Genomic DNA, 14,883 nt, shown 5'->3' with positions numbered 1-14,883 from the left:
CCTGCTCAGCCTGCGTGACGTCAGCAGTATCCGGGGGCAGGGCGCGCAGCGTTTCCGCCTGGACGTGCCGTGCCTGGACCTCGCGCCCGGCCAGCGCCTGGCGTTGGTGGGGGCCAGCGGCAGCGGCAAGAGCACGCTGCTGGACCTGCTCTCCCTGGTGGCGCCGCCACAGCAGGCGGCGCGCTTCGACTGGCGGGCAGGGGCGGGCGTGTACGCCGTCGCCGACCTCTGGCGCACCGGCCAGCGCAGCACCCTGGCGGCGCTGCGCAGCCGCCACTGCGGCTACGTGCTGCAGACCGGCGGGCTGCTCGGTTATCTCAGCGTACGCGGCAATATCGAGCTGCCACGGCGCCTGCTGGGCCTGGCCGATGATGGCAGCGTCGAGCGCCTGGCGCGGCGCCTGGACATCCACGACCACCTGGAGAAAAAGCCTGCCGAACTGTCGGTCGGCCAGCGCCAGCGAGTCGGTTGCGCCCGCGCCCTGGCCCATCGCCCGGCGCTGCTGCTGGCCGACGAGCCGACCGCCGCGCTGGACCCGCTCAACGCCCGCCAGGTGCTCGCGCTGTTCCTCGACCAGGTGCGCGAACAGCAGGCCTGCTGCGTGATTGCAACCCACGACGAGGCGGCCGCGCGCGAGGCCGGGTTGCGCATCCTGCGCCTGGATTGCCGGCGCGAGCCTGATGGCGGCGTCTGCGCAACCCTGGAGGAACACGCCTGATGCGCCTGTTCCTGGTCGCCAGCCTGGCCTGGCAGGACTACCGCAGCGACTGGCGCCTGTCCGCCTGCGCGGTGCTCGCCCTGGTGGCGGTGCTGGTGCCGCTGCTGGTGCTGTTCGGCCTGAAGTTCGGCCTGGTCGGCAGCCTCACCGAGCGCCTGCAGCGCGACCCGGGCGTGCGCGAGATCATCCCGCTGGGCGGTGGGCGCTTCGATGCGGCCTACGTTGCCGCGCTGGCGGCACGCCCGGACGTGGCCTTCGCCGTGCCGCGCACCCGGCAGATCGCCGCCAGCGTGCAACTGTCGCAGCCCGGACGCGAGGCGCTGACCGCCGAGATGATCCCGACCGCCGCCGGCGACCCCCTGCTCGGCAGCCTGCCGGTGCCCGCGCAATTGACCCAGGTGCTGCTCAGCTACACCGCGGCGCAGAAGCTCGGCGTGCGCGCCGGCGACACATTGCAGGCGCTGCTGACCCGGCAGAACGCCGGCCGCGACAGTTCCCGTGCGATGGCCGTGCAGGTGATCGGCGTGCTGCCGCTGGGGGCCTTCGGCCGCGATGGGCTGTTCGCCGCGCCGGCGCTGCTGGAAGCCGCCGAGAATTTCCGCGATGGCCGCGCGGTGCAGGCCTTCGGCTGGCCCGGCGAGGCCACCGGCGATCCCGCGAAGCGTATCTACCCGGCGTTCCGGCTTTACGCTCGCAGCCTGGACGATGTCGAACCGCTGCGCCTGCATTTTGCCAAGCAGGGCGTGGAGGTCTTCACCCAGGCCGCCGCTATCGAGCGGGTGCGCTCGCTGTCGCGCAACCTGACGCTGGTCTTCTGGCTGATCGCCGCCCTGGCCCTGGCGGGCGCCTTCGCCGCTATCTGTGCCGGCGCGCTGGCTGCGGTGCAGCGCAAGCGCCGCGAGCTGGCGGTGCTGCGGCTGGTGGGTTTCGGCACCTCGGCGCTGCTCGCTTTCGTGGTGTTGCAGGCGCTCTACAGCTCAGCCTTCGCCACCTTGCTGTCGGCGCTGGTGTACCGCCTGGCGCAGGGCGGGTTGAACCACTTGTTCGTGGCGCAGCCGGGCGAGCATGCCGCGCAATTGCTGCCCGTTCACTACCTCATTGCCGTCCTCGCCGTGCTCGCGGCCAGCCTGCTGGCGGCGCTGCTCGGCGGGTGGCGCACCTGCCGAATCGATGCTGCTCAAGGAGTCAGAGATGTCTGAATGGCGCCGTGCTGTCCTGGCCTTGGCCCCCATTGCCCTTGCCGTCCAGTCCCTGCTGGCGGCGCCCTTCGTGCTGGCCGAGGAGGGCGACAAGCTGAACAATCCCAAGCCGCTGGCCGATGACGTGGCGCTGCCGCTGCCCTGTGGCGGCCAGATGGTGTTCCGTTACGTCTACGTACTGGCCAAGGGGGCGCTGGACGACCGCGAGGTCAACCTGGGCTATCCGTTCAGCGAGGGCGAACCCGGCTACAAGCAGTCGTTCATTTCCGGCTACCGCCGCGAGTACATCAACGGCCAGTTCAGCCTCGGCGACCTGCCGGCGGAATGGAGCAAGGCCATCGCCGGCCAGTTGCCCAAATCGGGCAAGGGCGAGCCGCTCAAGCCGATGTTCTATTTCCTCGGCAAGTACGAGGTGACCGCGCGCCAGTACGCCCAGGTGATGGCCCAGGCCCAGGCGCTGGCCGAGGGGCAGGATGCGCCCGCCTGCGAGACACTGAACCTGCCCGAAGGGGTTGCCGGGCGCCTGCCGAAGGTGAAGCTGTCGCGTTTCGAGGCCGAGCGCTTTTCCGCGGTGTACAGCGCCTGGCTGATGAAGTACCAGCGCGACCGTCTGCCGGTCAGCGGCCGCGGCAAGAGCGAGGAAGATGGCGGCTTCGGCTTCGTCCGTCTGCCCACCGAGGTCGAGTGGGAGTTCGCCGCACGCGGTGCCCAGGCGGTATCGCGGCAGGAATTGGAGGCGCGGCTGTTCCCGCGCCGGGTCGAGGGCAGTGACAACGACGGACCGCTCGCCGACTGGGCCGTGTTCAACCAGGTGGCCGGCGGCACCGGCCAGGCGGCGCGCCTCATGCCCATCGGTACCCGGCAGCCGAATCCGATCGGCCTGTTCGATGTGATCGGCAATGCCGCCGAGATGGTCCAGGAGTCCTTCCAACTGGTGCATGCCGGTCGCCTGCAGGGCACCTATGGCGGCTTCGTGGTCAAGGGCGGTAATTACCTGGAAGGCGAGGGCACGCTGTTCACCGGCATGCGTCGCGAGTACCCGCTGTTCGCCCCGGACGGCACCGAGCAGCGCAACGAGACCACCGGATTCCGCGTGGCCATTGGTGCGTTGTCGGCGCCGCGCTCGCGCTACCAGGAGCTCTTCGAGCAATGGAAGAAGGAAGGGCGCCTGGCCGGGCTGACCGATGCCATCGACGACACCCAGGACCCGACCCAGCGCCTGGACGGCATCATCGCCGCGACCACCGATACGCACCTGCAGGCCGAACTGGGCACGATCAACGAGGAACTCAAGCGCAACGTCGCGCTGATCGCCCGGCAGCGCGAAGAGGCCGCCGGCAACCTGATCCAGTCCTCGGCGCTGGTGGCTGAAACCATCAATAACTACAACATCCGCCTCACCAACCTGCGCAAGAGCCAGCAGCAGGCGGAGCAGGCCAAGGACGCCGCCAGCGCCAAGCTGTTCGGCCAGGCCATCGAGAACGGCAGCAGCGCGCTCAACGGCGCCGTAGCCATCTACATCGACAACCTGGCCACCGGCACGCGCTACACCGACGCGGTGATCCAGGCGCAGTTCCAGCGCATCAAGGAAGAACTCAATCGCAAGCCGGTGATCGGCAAGAGCCTGGTCACCCGCGCCACCCTGTTCGTCAGGCACGTCGGCCAGTACCGCCAGCAACAGCGCGCGGAACCGGAGGCGGTCCTGAAGGAATTGCTTGCATCGGCCGTACCGAAGCCATGACCACCGATGCCAGGCATGTACAGAAGGAACCCGGTCGGCGACCCGCCGTTCCGGGGTGGTCAAACCCCAGCAGAGAGCTCAGACATGCAATCGTTCGCTAATCCCGTCATCCTGCAACCGCGCCGCCGCGCGCTGTCGCTGGCCACCGCCAGCTTCACCTGTGTCGCTGTATTGCTCAGCGGCTGCTCCAGTTCGCCGGTCTCGCAGATCGGCAAGAGCACCAAGGTCGAGTACTACCCCAGCTGCTACGAGCCGGTGCAGCACCTGCGCGACACCGATTCCAACATGACCAAATCGGTCGCCACCGGCGCCGTGATCGGAGCTGTGGGTGGCGCGCTGACCGGCGCGCTGGTGGGCAACAGCGAAGACCGTGGTCGCAACGCTGCCATCGGCGCTGCCGGTGGTGCGCTGGTCGGCGGTGCCGCCGGTTACTACACCGAGAAGCAGAAGCAGATCACCGACGACCACCAGCGCCTGGGTTCCTATGCCGCCGACGCGGACAAGAGCGCCGCCGACATCGACCGCAGCGTGGCCTACGCCCAGGCCTCGCAGTCCTGCTACCAGCAGCAGTTCAGCGCCTTGCTGCAGCAGCGCAAGGCCGGCACCATCAAGGACGAAGAAGGCCGCAAGCGCCTGGCTGAAATCGTCGCCGGCCTCAAGGAGTCCAACGACCTGATCACCGCGGTCAGCGGCAAGGCCGGTGAAGACCTGAGCAACTACACCCAGGCCTACGAGAAGGACCTGCAGACCGTGGGCGTCAAGCGTGCCGACGTCGCCACCGTCGCCCAGGCCAGCAGCACCACCACTTCGCCCACCAAGGCCAAGACCAAGACCAAGACCAAGACCCAGCAGAAGAAGCTGCCGGTCGTTCCGGCCGAGGCGGTCACCACCGAGCGCGCCCTGGGCGACGCCCAGGCCAAGCAGGTGAAGAGCCAGCAGGTAGCGGCGGCGGGTACCAGCCAGGTCAACGGCATGTGCAAGAACCCGGATATCGGCGACTGGGCGCCGGTTCCCTGCCCGAACGCGTAAGCCAGGGCGTCCGGCTCCTGCCGGCCGCCGTTCTTCCCCCCGCCGGGCCTGGCCCGGCGGGGGCTGTCACTGAACAAGGATGAGTCCTCGCGATGTCTGAACCTTCCGTTTCCCGCCCCGCTGAAGTCATGGGCGGCCTGCTGTTCGGCGTGATCGGCCTGGTCTGCCTGGCGATCGTTGCCTACGAGGTGGTCGACCGCGTGCAGTTTCTGCGCAACGCCCGCGTTGCCGATGGCCAGGTCGAGAGCCTCAACGCCGGCGGTTCGCACCCGCAGGTGGCCTTCACCACGGACGGCGGCCAGCGGATTTCCTATCCGCAGAACGGGCTGATCTTCGGCTATCAGCAGGGCCAGAGCGTCCGTGTGCTGTACCTGCCCGAGCGTGCCCAGGCCAGCGCCATCGTCGATGATTTCGGCGCCCTGTGGGGCATGACGGCCCTGCTCGGTCTGCTGGGCGCCGCCTTCGCCGGTGTCGGCCTGCATTCGCTGCTCAAGCGCCGGTAGGGCGCGTGTATTCGTTCAAAGGAATCTGAACCATGGAAAACTCGATCATCCCCATCAGCCTGCGCTCCAGCGCCTGGGAATACGTCACCGGCAGTAGCGGCGGCGTCAGTTTCATGTTCCTGGCCGGCGGGGGCGGCCAGTTGGTGTTGAAGAACCCGCAGGGCCAGGAGGACAAGTTCTCCTTCGGCGGCGTGGGTGTGGGCGCGGGCTTCGGCGCTCGCCTGCCGAAGATCGGCAAGGTCAACCTGAACGTGCGCGGCAAGAGCGTGGGCGCTACCGGTGCCGCCGAGTCCTTCCCCAGCACGGGCCAGGTGTATGTCTCCGATGCGCTGCGTGACCGCGACCTGAGCCACGATGACATCACCGGCGCCTGCGCCTATATCGAGCTGGCAGGCGGCCTTGGCCTGGGCTACAGCGGTACGGCGGTGCTGTTCGGGCTGGACGCCAAGCTCCTGGCATTGTCCATGGCAATGGCGACCATGCCGGCGTCCCAGGTGTGGGGCGGCTTCAACGTCCAGCGGCAGTTGCTCCAGTCGGCGCGTGGCGCGCTGTTCATGCGTGGCGTGACCGCCGGTCTGCAGGCCGGCGGCGGTGCGGCGGTGTATATCGGCGGGCTGTTCTAGGCCTGCCGCGCGACGGTCGGGTGCAGTACCGGCGACAAAGCCCCGCCCGGGTGCTCGCCCGCCGCGCTGGAGCAGGCGGGCAGGGGCACGTTTCGTGCCCCTTCATCGGTTGACCCGCTACCCCGCAGCGGCCGGTGCCAGCATCACCGCGTATTTCCATCGCTTTGACGTGCAAGCATTGGGCGTGGCACACGTCGGCTATCCCGTCCATCAGTAAAGCGCGGGCTCGTCCGGTGCGAGCCGGGCGAGCTTGCTGTCAGTCCGCAGCGACCGCCGCCGCCGGGTGATCGCCGCCATTTTGATTTCGCCAGTGTGATTTCTGCTAATCGGCCTGCGTCAAGAATGCTGCCCCGTGCCGTCGTCTGGGGACTGATAACAGGGCCTTCCATGCAAACGCTGTTGAACGAGATACTCGAAGAAGTTCGTCCCTTGATCGGCAAGGGCAAAGTGGCCGACTACATTCCCGCGCTGGCTGACGTGCCGCCGCAGCAGTTGGGCATCGCGGTTTATGGCAACGATGGCAGCTATCACTGTGCGGGCGACGCGATGGTGCCGTTCTCGGTGCAGAGCATTTCCAAGGTGTTCAGCCTGGTTCAGGCGATCGGCCACTCCGGCGAAGCCATCTGGGACCGGCTCGGCCATGAGCCCTCCGGCCAGCCGTTCAACTCGCTGGTGCAGTTGGAGTTCGAGCGCGGGCGCCCGCGTAACCCCTTTATCAATGCGGGTGCGCTGGTGATCTGCGATATCAACCAGTCGCGCTTCGCAGCCCCCATTTTGTCCATGCGCGACTTCGTTCGACGCCTATCGGGCAATCCCCATGTAACGATGGATGCCCGTGTCGCCGATTCGGAGTACCAGTTCCGCGCGCGCAACGCGGCCATGGCCTACCTGATGCAGTCATTCGGCAACTTCCATAACGAGGTCGAGACGGTACTGCGCAGCTATTTCAGTTACTGCGCGCTGCAGATGAATTGTCTCGACCTGGCGCGAGCGTTCTGTTTCCTGGCCAACGATGGGTTCTGCAAGCACAGCGGTGAGCAGATCCTGACCCGGCGCCAGACCCAGCAGGTGAACTCGATCATGGCCACCAGCGGGCTGTATGACGAAGCGGGGAATTTCGCCTACCGCGTGGGATTGCCGGGCAAGAGTGGCGTGGGCGGCGGGATCGTGGCCATCGTGCCGGGCCGGTTCACCGTCTGTGTGTGGTCGCCGGAGCTGAATGCGGCGGGTAACTCCTACGCCGGAATGGCGGCGCTCGAGCTGCTGAGTTCGCGAATCGGCTGGTCGGTGTTCTGACCCACGGCCAGTCCCCCTCGCAGGAGCAGGGACGTCCATTACCCACGTCTCACTTCGGATCTCCGCCAGCCAGACGTTCCTGTCGTTCCCGCTGCTGCCAGTCAGCGAGGGCGGGGCGATAACCTCCAGATGCCGCCTGCCCTGGATCGTCAGGCGGGACGGCTCCTCGACCCATAGCTCTGATGGGCCGCCCAGCACGCGGCCTTTTTCGTACCTGCAGTGTTCCGCGATGTGGCGTCGTGTCCCGAAGCGATAAACTGGCGTCTATCGGCTGCGTACCGACTTCATTCCGTCTCGAATCGCAAGGACATCCATGACCGATATCGTCGACCTGTTCGACATCCAGTACTTCTGGAACCTGCTCGCCATCCTCTGGTTCCTTTTCTGCTGGATCGGCTACACCCGCTACGCCAAGACCAAGGCCCGCGACACGGCCTGCCTGGCCAGCGTGCTGCACCTCTACCGCCAGGACTGGATGCGCCGCGTGCTGCTGCGCGACAACCGCGTGGCGGACGCCAGCGTGATCGGCAATCTGGAGCGCAACGCCTCGTTCTTCGCGTCCAGCACCCTGATCATCCTGGCCGGTATCCTCACACTCCTGGGGTCGGCCGAGCGCACGATCTCGGTGCTGGCTGACCTGCCTTTCGTCACGGCGCCGACGCGTGGCCTCTCGGAGCTCAAGCTGCTGTGCCTGGCGGTGGTATTCGTCTATGCCTTCTTCACGTTCAGCTGGTGCATGCGCCAGTACAATTTCGCTGCGGTGCTGATCGGCTCGGCGCCCATGGTGGGGGAGCGCAATGTCGGCGAACTGGAGCGCAAGTCCTTCGCTGAACGCGCGGCGCGCGTGGTGTCGCTGGCGGCGCACCAGTTCAACCAGGGCCTGCGGACCTATTACTTCGGCCTGGCGATGCTGGCCTGGTTCATCAACCCCTGGATATTCATGCTGGTGACGGCGGGCGTGGTGGGCGTGCTGTACCAGCGCGAGTTCCACTCCAGCGTGCTGCATGTGATGGTCTATACGCCGACGCCGCAGGGCGATGCGCCACGGGACAACGACATTCCTCCCAGCGGCTGACAACCCAGACCCGGAAACGACAAGGCCCGCCATGAGCGGGCCTTGTTCTGTGCGGCAGAAAAGCGATTATTGCTTCTGCTCGCCGCCGGCGGGCTCCTGCGGCGCGGTAGCCGGGGCAGCCGGAGCAGCCGGGGAGGCTTCAGGCGCCGGCGGGGTGGTCGGCGCCGGGGTAGCCGGCTGCTCGGTCGCGGCGGGCGCGGCCGGGGCTTTGGGCTCTTCTTTCTTGTCGCAGGCGGCAAGGCCGAGGCCAGCGACGATCAGCAGAGCGAAGGGAAGGGTTTTTTTCATGCGGAGCCTCCATGTGTGGCTTTCCTGGTGTTAGCCCTTTGAGCCGAAGTAGTGTGAATTAGTTCAACGAATATTCCTGCGACCCACCATTGCATCACTGCAGGAGTGACAACGAGCGGGGTATCATGCGCCCCCGTGCAGTCAATCGGTCACCCCTCCCATGTCCGAAAACCCACTCCTTGAGCGCGCCCAGCGCTTCCTGTCGGCGCTGCGCCACTGCCAATTGCTGGGCATCAGCGCACACGCGGCGGATGCCTCCGGCCTGACTCTGCGGCTTCCCTACAGCCAAGCCATTGTCGGCAACCCGGAAACCGGTGTGATCCATGGCGGCGCCATCACCACGCTGATGGACACCACCTGCGGCATCTCCACAGTCTGCGTGCTGCCGCAGTTCGAGATCTGCCCGACCCTGGACCTGCGCATCGACTACATGCACCCGGCGCAGCCGCACAAGGACGTCTTCGGATTCGCCGAGTGCTATCGGGTCACCCCGAACATCATCTTCACCCGCGGCTACGCCTACCAGGACGACCCCTCGGAGCCCATCGCCCATGTGGTCGGCACCTTCATGCGCATGGGCAAGGCGGTTTCCGCCGGCGCCGTGAAGCGCGACGTCGAAGGGAGCCAAGGATGAGCACGGTGAATATCGAGGCCATGGTGCGCACGGCGCACGAGAGCAAGAACTACGATCCGCTGCTGGACATGATTCCCTACGCCCGCCTGCTCGGCATCCGCTGCCTGCGCCTGGGTGACGACGCGATCTTCCACCTGCCGGCCAACCCGGACAACATCGGCAACCCGACGCTGCCGGCCCTGCATGGCGGCGTGATCGCCGGCTTCATGGAGCAATCGGCCCTGCTGCACCTGCTGATGTTCATGGGCATCCCGCACATGCCCAAGATCATCGACTTTTCCATCGACTACCTGCGCGCCGGCCATTTCCGCGACACCTATGCGCAGTGCCAGGTGTGGCGACAGGGCCGGCGGGTTGCCAACGTCGCCATCACCGCCTGGCAGACCACGCGCACCGAGCCGATTGCCACCGCCCGCGCGCACTTCAAGGTCGACGGCGCCTGAATGGACACGCTGCTCATCCTGCTCGGCCTGCTGCTGATTCTCGCCGGGTACGTCTGGCTGATCGCCCGCGCGTTCGAGCGCAGCCTGTTCTGGGGGCTCGCCAGCCTGCTGCCGCCCCTGGCGCTGTTATTCATGCTGATTCACTGGCGCCACGCCCGCAGCGCCGTTGCCCTCGGTGGCCTGGGCTGCATTCCGCTGGTGGTCGGCCTCACCCTGCTGGCCAGCCAGGATAGCGCGCGCCTGCAGGCCATCCTCAGCCTGGAGTGGCTCAGATCCGAACCGGTCGTGCAGCCTGAACTGGCTATCGACCTGCGTGGCGAACTCAACGGCAAGCCCTTCGTACCCGAGCAGGCCGAATTCATCGATGGCGTGCTCAGTCTGCGCGAAGGGCAGGACTTCTATGCCCACCGCGAAATCCAGGTACGCCTGGCGGCGCCGGTCAGCGGGCCGATCCGGCTCGACGTGCTGCCTGACGACAACGGCCGCCTGCCGGAAATTGAACTCAGCTGGCTCGCGCCGGGCCAGGAGCTGCCCGAGGCGATACGCCTGCAGCGCGGCTACAGCCTGCATCTGGACCTGACGCCGAAGGCCCCCAATCGCATGGAGGGTGCCTTCCACCTGGTGCTGCCGGCGCAAATGCAGACCACGCTTTCGGGCCGTATCGAAGTCTTCACCGACCGCCTGCGCTACCACGACGGCGAGGTGGATACCCGCTTCGACTCCCGCGATACCCTGCGTTACGTGCTGCAGGACTATCTGCAGCGCCGCTTCGCCCGCCGCGATGTCGTCATCGGCAGGATGCCCGTGCTGGATATCCAGCGGGCCGCCCAGGAGGTGCCGTTGACGGTCGAGGTAGGGGGCCAGTCGCAAGCCCTTCAGGTCACGCTGGAGAAGACCCCGACGCGTGGCTGGGGCGTGCGTGGCGACCGCTATCCGCGCCTGAGGGCGGTGAGCGCCGCCGCGCCGCCGGCGCCGTCCACTGTCGCCGCGCAAGCGAGCGCTCCTGTGCCGCAGGCAGTGGAAAGCGGCCGCCTGTCCCTGGAGCGCCTGCTGTCCGCTCCGCAGCGCTACGTCAATCGCGGTATGCGCGTGACCACCGAGCGCGGGCGGATCGCCGAAGGAGTTTTCGTCGGCCTCGATGCCGACGGGCGCATCGTCATCCGCCAGGTCATCGACGGGCCGGGTGAGGCCAGCTACACGCTGCGCCCCAGCGAAATCACCGACATCGAGCTGTCGGCGCGCTGACCCTGCGCCGGCGGCCCTGGCCGAGGACGCGGCGAATTTTCGCCAACCCCTTGAATTGGTTCGGGAAGCCCCCATCTCGCTGACATCGGCCGCAAGACGCGGCATTTGTCACCTCGGAGCGAGAAACGATGAGCGCGGAGACTCAAAAAGAAACACTGGGCTTCCAGACTGAAGTGAAGCAACTGCTTCACCTGATGATTCACTCCCTGTATTCGAACAAGGAAATCTTCCTTCGCGAACTGATTTCCAATGCCTCCGACGCGGCCGACAAGCTGCGTTTCGAGGCGCTGGCCAAGCCTGAATTGCTCGAAGGCGGCGCCGAACTGAAGATCCGTGTGAGCTTCGACAAGGACGCCAAGACCGTCACTCTCGAAGACAACGGCATCGGCATGAGCCGCGAGGAAGTGATCGCGCACCTGGGCACCATCGCCAAGTCCGGCACCGCTGATTTCCTGAAGAATCTTTCGGGCGACCAGAAGAAGGACTCGCACCTGATCGGCCAGTTCGGCGTGGGCTTCTACAGCGCCTTCATCGTCGCCGACAAGGTGGACGTCTTCACCCGCCGTGCCGGCGCACCGGCCAGCGAAGGTGTGCATTGGTCCTCCAGGGGTGAAGGTGAGTTCGAAGTCGCGACCATCGACAAGGCCGAACGCGGCACCCGCATCGTCCTGCACCTGAAGGACGGCGAGGACGAGTTCGCCGACGGCTGGCGCCTGCGCAACATCGTCAAGAAATACTCCGACCACATCGCGCTGCCCATCGAGTTGCCGAAGGAGCACCACGGTGAGGACGCCGACAAGCCGGCGGAAACCGAGTGGGAAGTGGTCAACCGTGCCAGCGCCCTGTGGACCCGTCCGCGCACCGAGGTGAAGGACGAGGAATACCAGGAGTTCTACAAGCACATCGCCCACGACTTCGAGAACCCGCTGACCTGGAGCCACAACAAGGTCGAGGGCAAGCTCGAGTACACCTCGCTGCTGTACGTCCCGGCCCGCGCGCCGTTCGACCTTTACCACCGCGAGGCCCCGCGCGGCCTGAAGCTGTACGTGCAGCGCGTGTTCATCATGGACCAGGCCGACCAGTTCCTGCCGCTGTACCTGCGCTTCATCAAGGGCGTGGTGGACTCCAACGACCTGTCGCTGAACGTCTCCCGGGAGATCCTGCAGTCCGGCCCCATCGTCGATTCGATGAAATCGGCGCTGACCAAGCGCTCGCTGGACATGCTGGAGAAACTCGCGAGCAACGACGCCGAAGCCTACAAGGGCTTCTGGAAGAACTTCGGCCAGGTGCTGAAGGAAGGCCCGGCCGAGGACTTCGCCAACAAGGACAAGATCGCCGGCCTGCTGCGCTTCTCTTCCACCAGCGACGAGAGCGGAGAGCAGAGCGTTTCCCTGGCCGACTACATCGGTCGCCTGAAGGAAGGCCAGGACAAGATCTACTACCTCACCGGCGAGAGCTTCGCCCAGGTGAAGAACAGCCCGCACCTGGAAGTCTTCCGCAAGAAAGGCATCGAAGTGCTGCTGCTCACCGACCGTATCGACGAGTGGCTGATGAGCTACCTGCCCGAGTTCGACGGCAAGCAGTTCGTCGACGTCGCTCGTGGCGACCTGGACCTGGGCAAGCTGGATTCCGAAGAGGACAAGAAGGCCCAGGAAGAGATCGCCAAGGCGAAGGAAGGCCTGGCCGAGCGCCTGAAGGCCGCGCTGGGCGATGAAGTCGCCGAGGTGCGCGTGTCCCACCGCCTGACCGATTCGCCGGCGATCCTCGCCATCGGCGAGCAGGACCTGGGTCTGCAGATGCGTCAGATCCTCGAGGCCAGCGGGCAGAAGGTGCCGGAATCCAAGCCGATCTTCGAGTTCAACCCGGCCCACCCGCTGATCGAGAAGCTCGACGCGGAAGCCGACGAAGACCGCTTCGGCGAGCTGAGCCACATCCTCTTCGACCAGGCCGCGCTGGCCGCGGGGGACAGCCTGAAGGACCCGGCCGCCTACGTGCGCCGCCTGAACAAGCTGCTGGTGGAGCTTTCCGCCTGAGCGCTGTGAAGGCTTGAACAGACGCCACGATTTCAGTGCTGGGATCGTGGCGTTTTTCATTGAGCCTGGCTATGAACGATCCCGTGCAAGGAAGATCCACTGCTCGGAAAGCTGATTCTGTGCGGATGCAAGCATCTGCGCCGTAAAGGGAGAAGGGAATGACACAACCCGTCGGGAGAACCACCGGGGCCTTCGCAGGCTTCGATCTGGAAGGCTTCTGGGACGATGGCGACTACTCGGCCAGCCATTACACCGAGCCAGCCCCCAGCGATGAACTGATTGCGCAGATCGAGGCCGAGTGCGGCTACCGCTTGCCGGACGCCTACGTGGAGCTGGCACGTCTGCGCAATGGTGGCGCTGTCGAGCGCTGCTGCTACCCGATGGATGAGCCGACCGGCTGGGCCGAGGACCACATCGCCATCACCGGCCTCTACGCCATCGGGCGCACGGCAATCTATTCGCTGTGTGGCGACCTCGGGTCGGCCTTCATGTGTGCCGAATGGGGCTATCCGGACATCGGCATCGCCATTGCCAATACCCCCAGCGCCGGGCACGAAATGATCATGCTCGACTACCGCCAGTGCGGGCCGCAGGGGGAGCCACGGGTCGTGCATGTCGACCAGGAAGCCGACTTTGCGATTACCGAGGTCGCGCCGGACTTCGCGACCTTCATCCGCGGGTTGGTCAGCGAGGACGAGTTCAACGACGACGCGAAAACGCTCGAGGCCGACCTCGCCACGGTGCAGCGCGGCACGCTGTCGCCCATTCTGCGCCGCGCGCTGGATGCCGCGGCGGATGAGCTGCCCGATGGCGAGCGGTACATTCGCCGCCTGGCCGAGCGGATCGTACGCGCCAAGGGCTTTTTCGCCCTGCATGCCGACGCGGATTCGCAACTGATGTACGACGCCATGTTCTGGCTGTTCTCCCAGCTCAAGCTCGCCGAATCTTATGAAGACTTCCATGACTGCTCCCGGGAGCAGAGCGATTACCGGCGCCCCTGCTACACGCTGATGCTGACCACCCGCTATGTGGCCGACCCTTACGGGTTCTGCACGGGCGGCTATGCCCCCGGCTTCCTGAGTGACTGGTGGGAGGCGCGGCTCGCCGCCGGCAGCATCGTTCACAGCGAGGGCGGCTACCGTTTCGAGGCGGACTATGCGGCCCGGTTGGTTGGCACATTGCTGGCGATAGACGCGCCGTCCTGACAGCCGCCCGTGCAGGAATCACCTGCCGCTCCCTGGATTGTTGAATAAGGTCGATCCCGGTTCGCTATATTTCTCCGGCATTCACAAGAGGACTACCCCAATGAGTCAGATCAGCGTGCAACCGGTTGCCTACAGTCAGGACGGCGTGTCCTTCGAGGGCCAGCTGGTATTCGATGCTGCCAGCAAGGCGCCGCGCCCCGGCCTGCTGATGGCGCCCAACTGGATGGGCGTCAGCCAGGGCGCCGTGGATATCGCGCAGAAAGTCGCCGAGCGCGGCTACGTAGTGCTGGTGGCCGACCTCTATGGCAAGGACATCCGCCCCAATGGCACGGAGCAGGCGGCGGCCGCCATGATGCCACTGAAGAATGACCGCGCGTTGCTGCGCAAGCGTATGCAGCTTTCGCTCGCCACCCTGCTGGAGCAGGCCGGCAAGGCGCCGCTGGATACCAGCCGGCTGGCCACCTTCGGCTTCTGCTTCGGCGGTTGTTGCGCGCTGGAACTGGCTCGCGATGGCGCGCCGCTGGCGGCTGCCGTGTCCTTCCACGGTACCCTGGACACGCCGAACCCGGCCGACGCGAAGAACATCAAAGGCTCGGTGCTGGTCCTCGACGGCGCCATCGACCCCTTCGTGCCGCGTGAGCAACTGGCCGACTTCGCCAGGGAAATGATCGATGCCCAGGTCGACTGGGCCCTGACCAGCTACGGCGGTGCCGCGCATTCCTTCACCGATCCACATGCGCAGATCCCCGGCAAGATGCAGTACGACGCCAAGGTGGCACGCCGGGCCTTCGCCGCCATGTTCGACCTGCTGGACGAGCGCTTCGGCGCCTGACCCGATCGGGGAGGGCGTT

At 66.2% G+C, this 14,883-nt stretch carries 15 protein-coding genes; 14 read left to right on the top strand and 1 reads right to left on the bottom strand.

Translation table 11 applies throughout. The annotated features are described in order from the left end of the window. Window position 1 precedes the first annotated feature (1 nt). From C167_RS0112830 to C167_RS0112795, 8 genes are all read left to right on the top strand, one after another. On the top strand, window positions 2-718 hold the full coding sequence (locus C167_RS0112830) for an ABC transporter ATP-binding protein (protein ID WP_026078999.1): 717 nt from the start codon (window positions 2-4) through the stop codon (window positions 716-718). After that, a complete protein-coding gene (locus C167_RS0112825; RefSeq protein WP_017518685.1) occupies window positions 718-1,917 on the top strand; it encodes an FtsX-like permease family protein in 1,200 nt (399 codons plus the stop codon). Before C167_RS0112830 ends, C167_RS0112825 begins: the two co-directional genes overlap by 1 nt. Next, complete coding sequence (locus C167_RS0112820) at window positions 1,910-3,658, top strand: formylglycine-generating enzyme family protein (RefSeq protein WP_017518684.1); 1,749 nt, start codon at window positions 1,910-1,912, stop codon at window positions 3,656-3,658. Before C167_RS0112825 ends, C167_RS0112820 begins: the two co-directional genes overlap by 8 nt. An 84-nt stretch (window positions 3,659-3,742) precedes the next feature. Then, the gene (gene tagQ, locus C167_RS0112815; protein ID WP_017518683.1) at window positions 3,743-4,687 is read left to right on the top strand and encodes a type VI secretion system-associated lipoprotein TagQ; all 945 of its coding nucleotides are present in this window, start codon (window positions 3,743-3,745) and stop codon (window positions 4,685-4,687) included. A 92-nt stretch (window positions 4,688-4,779) separates the two neighbouring features. Continuing rightward, complete coding sequence (locus C167_RS0112810) at window positions 4,780-5,190, top strand: DUF3592 domain-containing protein (protein WP_017518682.1); 411 nt, start codon at window positions 4,780-4,782, stop codon at window positions 5,188-5,190. 32 nt (window positions 5,191-5,222) lie between these two features. Then, window positions 5,223-5,813, top strand: a complete 591-nt coding sequence (locus C167_RS0112805; protein ID WP_017518681.1) for a hypothetical protein — start codon at window positions 5,223-5,225, stop codon at window positions 5,811-5,813. A 387-nt stretch (window positions 5,814-6,200) separates the two neighbouring features. Further along, window positions 6,201-7,109, top strand: a complete 909-nt coding sequence (gene glsB, locus C167_RS0112800) for a glutaminase B (RefSeq protein ID WP_017518680.1) — start codon at window positions 6,201-6,203, stop codon at window positions 7,107-7,109. 313 nt (window positions 7,110-7,422) lie between these two features. Next, a complete protein-coding gene (locus tag C167_RS0112795) occupies window positions 7,423-8,184 on the top strand; it encodes a DUF599 domain-containing protein (protein WP_017518679.1) in 762 nt (253 codons plus the stop codon). A 66-nt stretch (window positions 8,185-8,250) separates the two neighbouring features. Here C167_RS0112795 and C167_RS0112790 read toward each other — a convergent pair whose 3' ends face one another. Further along, a complete protein-coding gene (locus C167_RS0112790; RefSeq protein ID WP_017518678.1) occupies window positions 8,251-8,472 on the bottom strand; it encodes a hypothetical protein in 222 nt (73 codons plus the stop codon). A gap of 160 nt (window positions 8,473-8,632) precedes the next feature. On the opposite strand from C167_RS0112790, the gene C167_RS0112785 reads away from it, so the two are divergent. The 6 genes from C167_RS0112785 (at window position 8,633) to C167_RS0112760 (ending at window position 14,864) form a co-directional block, all read left to right on the top strand. Beyond that, on the top strand, window positions 8,633-9,106 hold the full coding sequence (locus C167_RS0112785) for a PaaI family thioesterase (protein WP_017518677.1): 474 nt from the start codon (window positions 8,633-8,635) through the stop codon (window positions 9,104-9,106). Then, window positions 9,103-9,549 carry a PaaI family thioesterase gene (locus tag C167_RS0112780; protein WP_017518676.1) on the top strand — a complete coding sequence of 149 codons (447 nt, stop codon included), beginning with the start codon at window positions 9,103-9,105 and terminating at the stop codon, window positions 9,547-9,549. The genes C167_RS0112785 and C167_RS0112780 overlap by 4 nt, the downstream gene beginning before the upstream one ends. Further along, complete coding sequence (locus tag C167_RS0112775; protein ID WP_017518675.1) at window positions 9,550-10,794, top strand: hypothetical protein; 1,245 nt, start codon at window positions 9,550-9,552, stop codon at window positions 10,792-10,794. Between the two features lie 128 nt (window positions 10,795-10,922). Continuing rightward, on the top strand, window positions 10,923-12,827 hold the full coding sequence (htpG, locus tag C167_RS0112770) for a molecular chaperone HtpG (protein ID WP_017518674.1): 1,905 nt from the start codon (window positions 10,923-10,925) through the stop codon (window positions 12,825-12,827). Between the two features lie 158 nt (window positions 12,828-12,985). Next, window positions 12,986-14,032 (top strand): SMI1/KNR4 family protein, encoded by a 1,047-nt coding sequence (locus C167_RS0112765; RefSeq protein ID WP_017518673.1) that lies wholly within the window; start codon window positions 12,986-12,988, stop codon window positions 14,030-14,032. Window positions 14,033-14,132: 100 nt separating this feature from the next. After that, window positions 14,133-14,864, top strand: a complete 732-nt coding sequence (locus C167_RS0112760; RefSeq protein WP_017518672.1) for a dienelactone hydrolase family protein — start codon at window positions 14,133-14,135, stop codon at window positions 14,862-14,864. Window positions 14,865-14,883: the final 19 nt, after the last annotated feature.

The sequence above is a fragment of the Pseudomonas nitroreducens TX1 genome, assembly GCF_000313755.1.
Lineage (GTDB): Bacteria > Pseudomonadota > Gammaproteobacteria > Pseudomonadales > Pseudomonadaceae > Pseudomonas > Pseudomonas nitroreducens_A.
The sequence above is the reverse complement of the archived record's forward strand: the minus strand, read 5'-3'. Positions and strand labels throughout refer to the sequence as shown.

What these genes read in the sequence shown, in the direction of transcription:
- C167_RS0112780 (WP_017518676.1), top strand. Translation starts at nt 9,103, where the DNA reads ATGAGCACGGTGAATATCGAGGCCATGGTGCGCACGGCGCACGAGAGC.
- C167_RS0112775 (WP_017518675.1), top strand. Translation starts at nt 9,550, where the DNA reads ATGGACACGCTGCTCATCCTGCTCGGCCTGCTGCTGATTCTCGCCGGG.
- C167_RS0112810 (WP_017518682.1), top strand. Translation starts at nt 4,780, where the DNA reads ATGTCTGAACCTTCCGTTTCCCGCCCCGCTGAAGTCATGGGCGGCCTG.
- glsB (WP_017518680.1), top strand. Translation starts at nt 6,201, where the DNA reads ATGCAAACGCTGTTGAACGAGATACTCGAAGAAGTTCGTCCCTTGATC.
- tagQ (WP_017518683.1), top strand. Translation starts at nt 3,743, where the DNA reads ATGCAATCGTTCGCTAATCCCGTCATCCTGCAACCGCGCCGCCGCGCG.
- C167_RS0112765 (WP_017518673.1), top strand. Translation starts at nt 12,986, where the DNA reads ATGACACAACCCGTCGGGAGAACCACCGGGGCCTTCGCAGGCTTCGAT.
- C167_RS0112825 (WP_017518685.1), top strand. Translation starts at nt 718, where the DNA reads ATGCGCCTGTTCCTGGTCGCCAGCCTGGCCTGGCAGGACTACCGCAGC.
- htpG (WP_017518674.1), top strand. Translation starts at nt 10,923, where the DNA reads ATGAGCGCGGAGACTCAAAAAGAAACACTGGGCTTCCAGACTGAAGTG.
- C167_RS0112820 (WP_017518684.1), top strand. Translation starts at nt 1,910, where the DNA reads ATGTCTGAATGGCGCCGTGCTGTCCTGGCCTTGGCCCCCATTGCCCTT.
- C167_RS0112795 (WP_017518679.1), top strand. Translation starts at nt 7,423, where the DNA reads ATGACCGATATCGTCGACCTGTTCGACATCCAGTACTTCTGGAACCTG.
- C167_RS0112785 (WP_017518677.1), top strand. Translation starts at nt 8,633, where the DNA reads ATGTCCGAAAACCCACTCCTTGAGCGCGCCCAGCGCTTCCTGTCGGCG.
- C167_RS0112805 (WP_017518681.1), top strand. Translation starts at nt 5,223, where the DNA reads ATGGAAAACTCGATCATCCCCATCAGCCTGCGCTCCAGCGCCTGGGAA.
- C167_RS0112790 (WP_017518678.1), bottom strand. Translation starts at nt 8,472, where the DNA reads ATGAAAAAAACCCTTCCCTTCGCTCTGCTGATCGTCGCTGGCCTCGGC.
- C167_RS0112760 (WP_017518672.1), top strand. Translation starts at nt 14,133, where the DNA reads ATGAGTCAGATCAGCGTGCAACCGGTTGCCTACAGTCAGGACGGCGTG.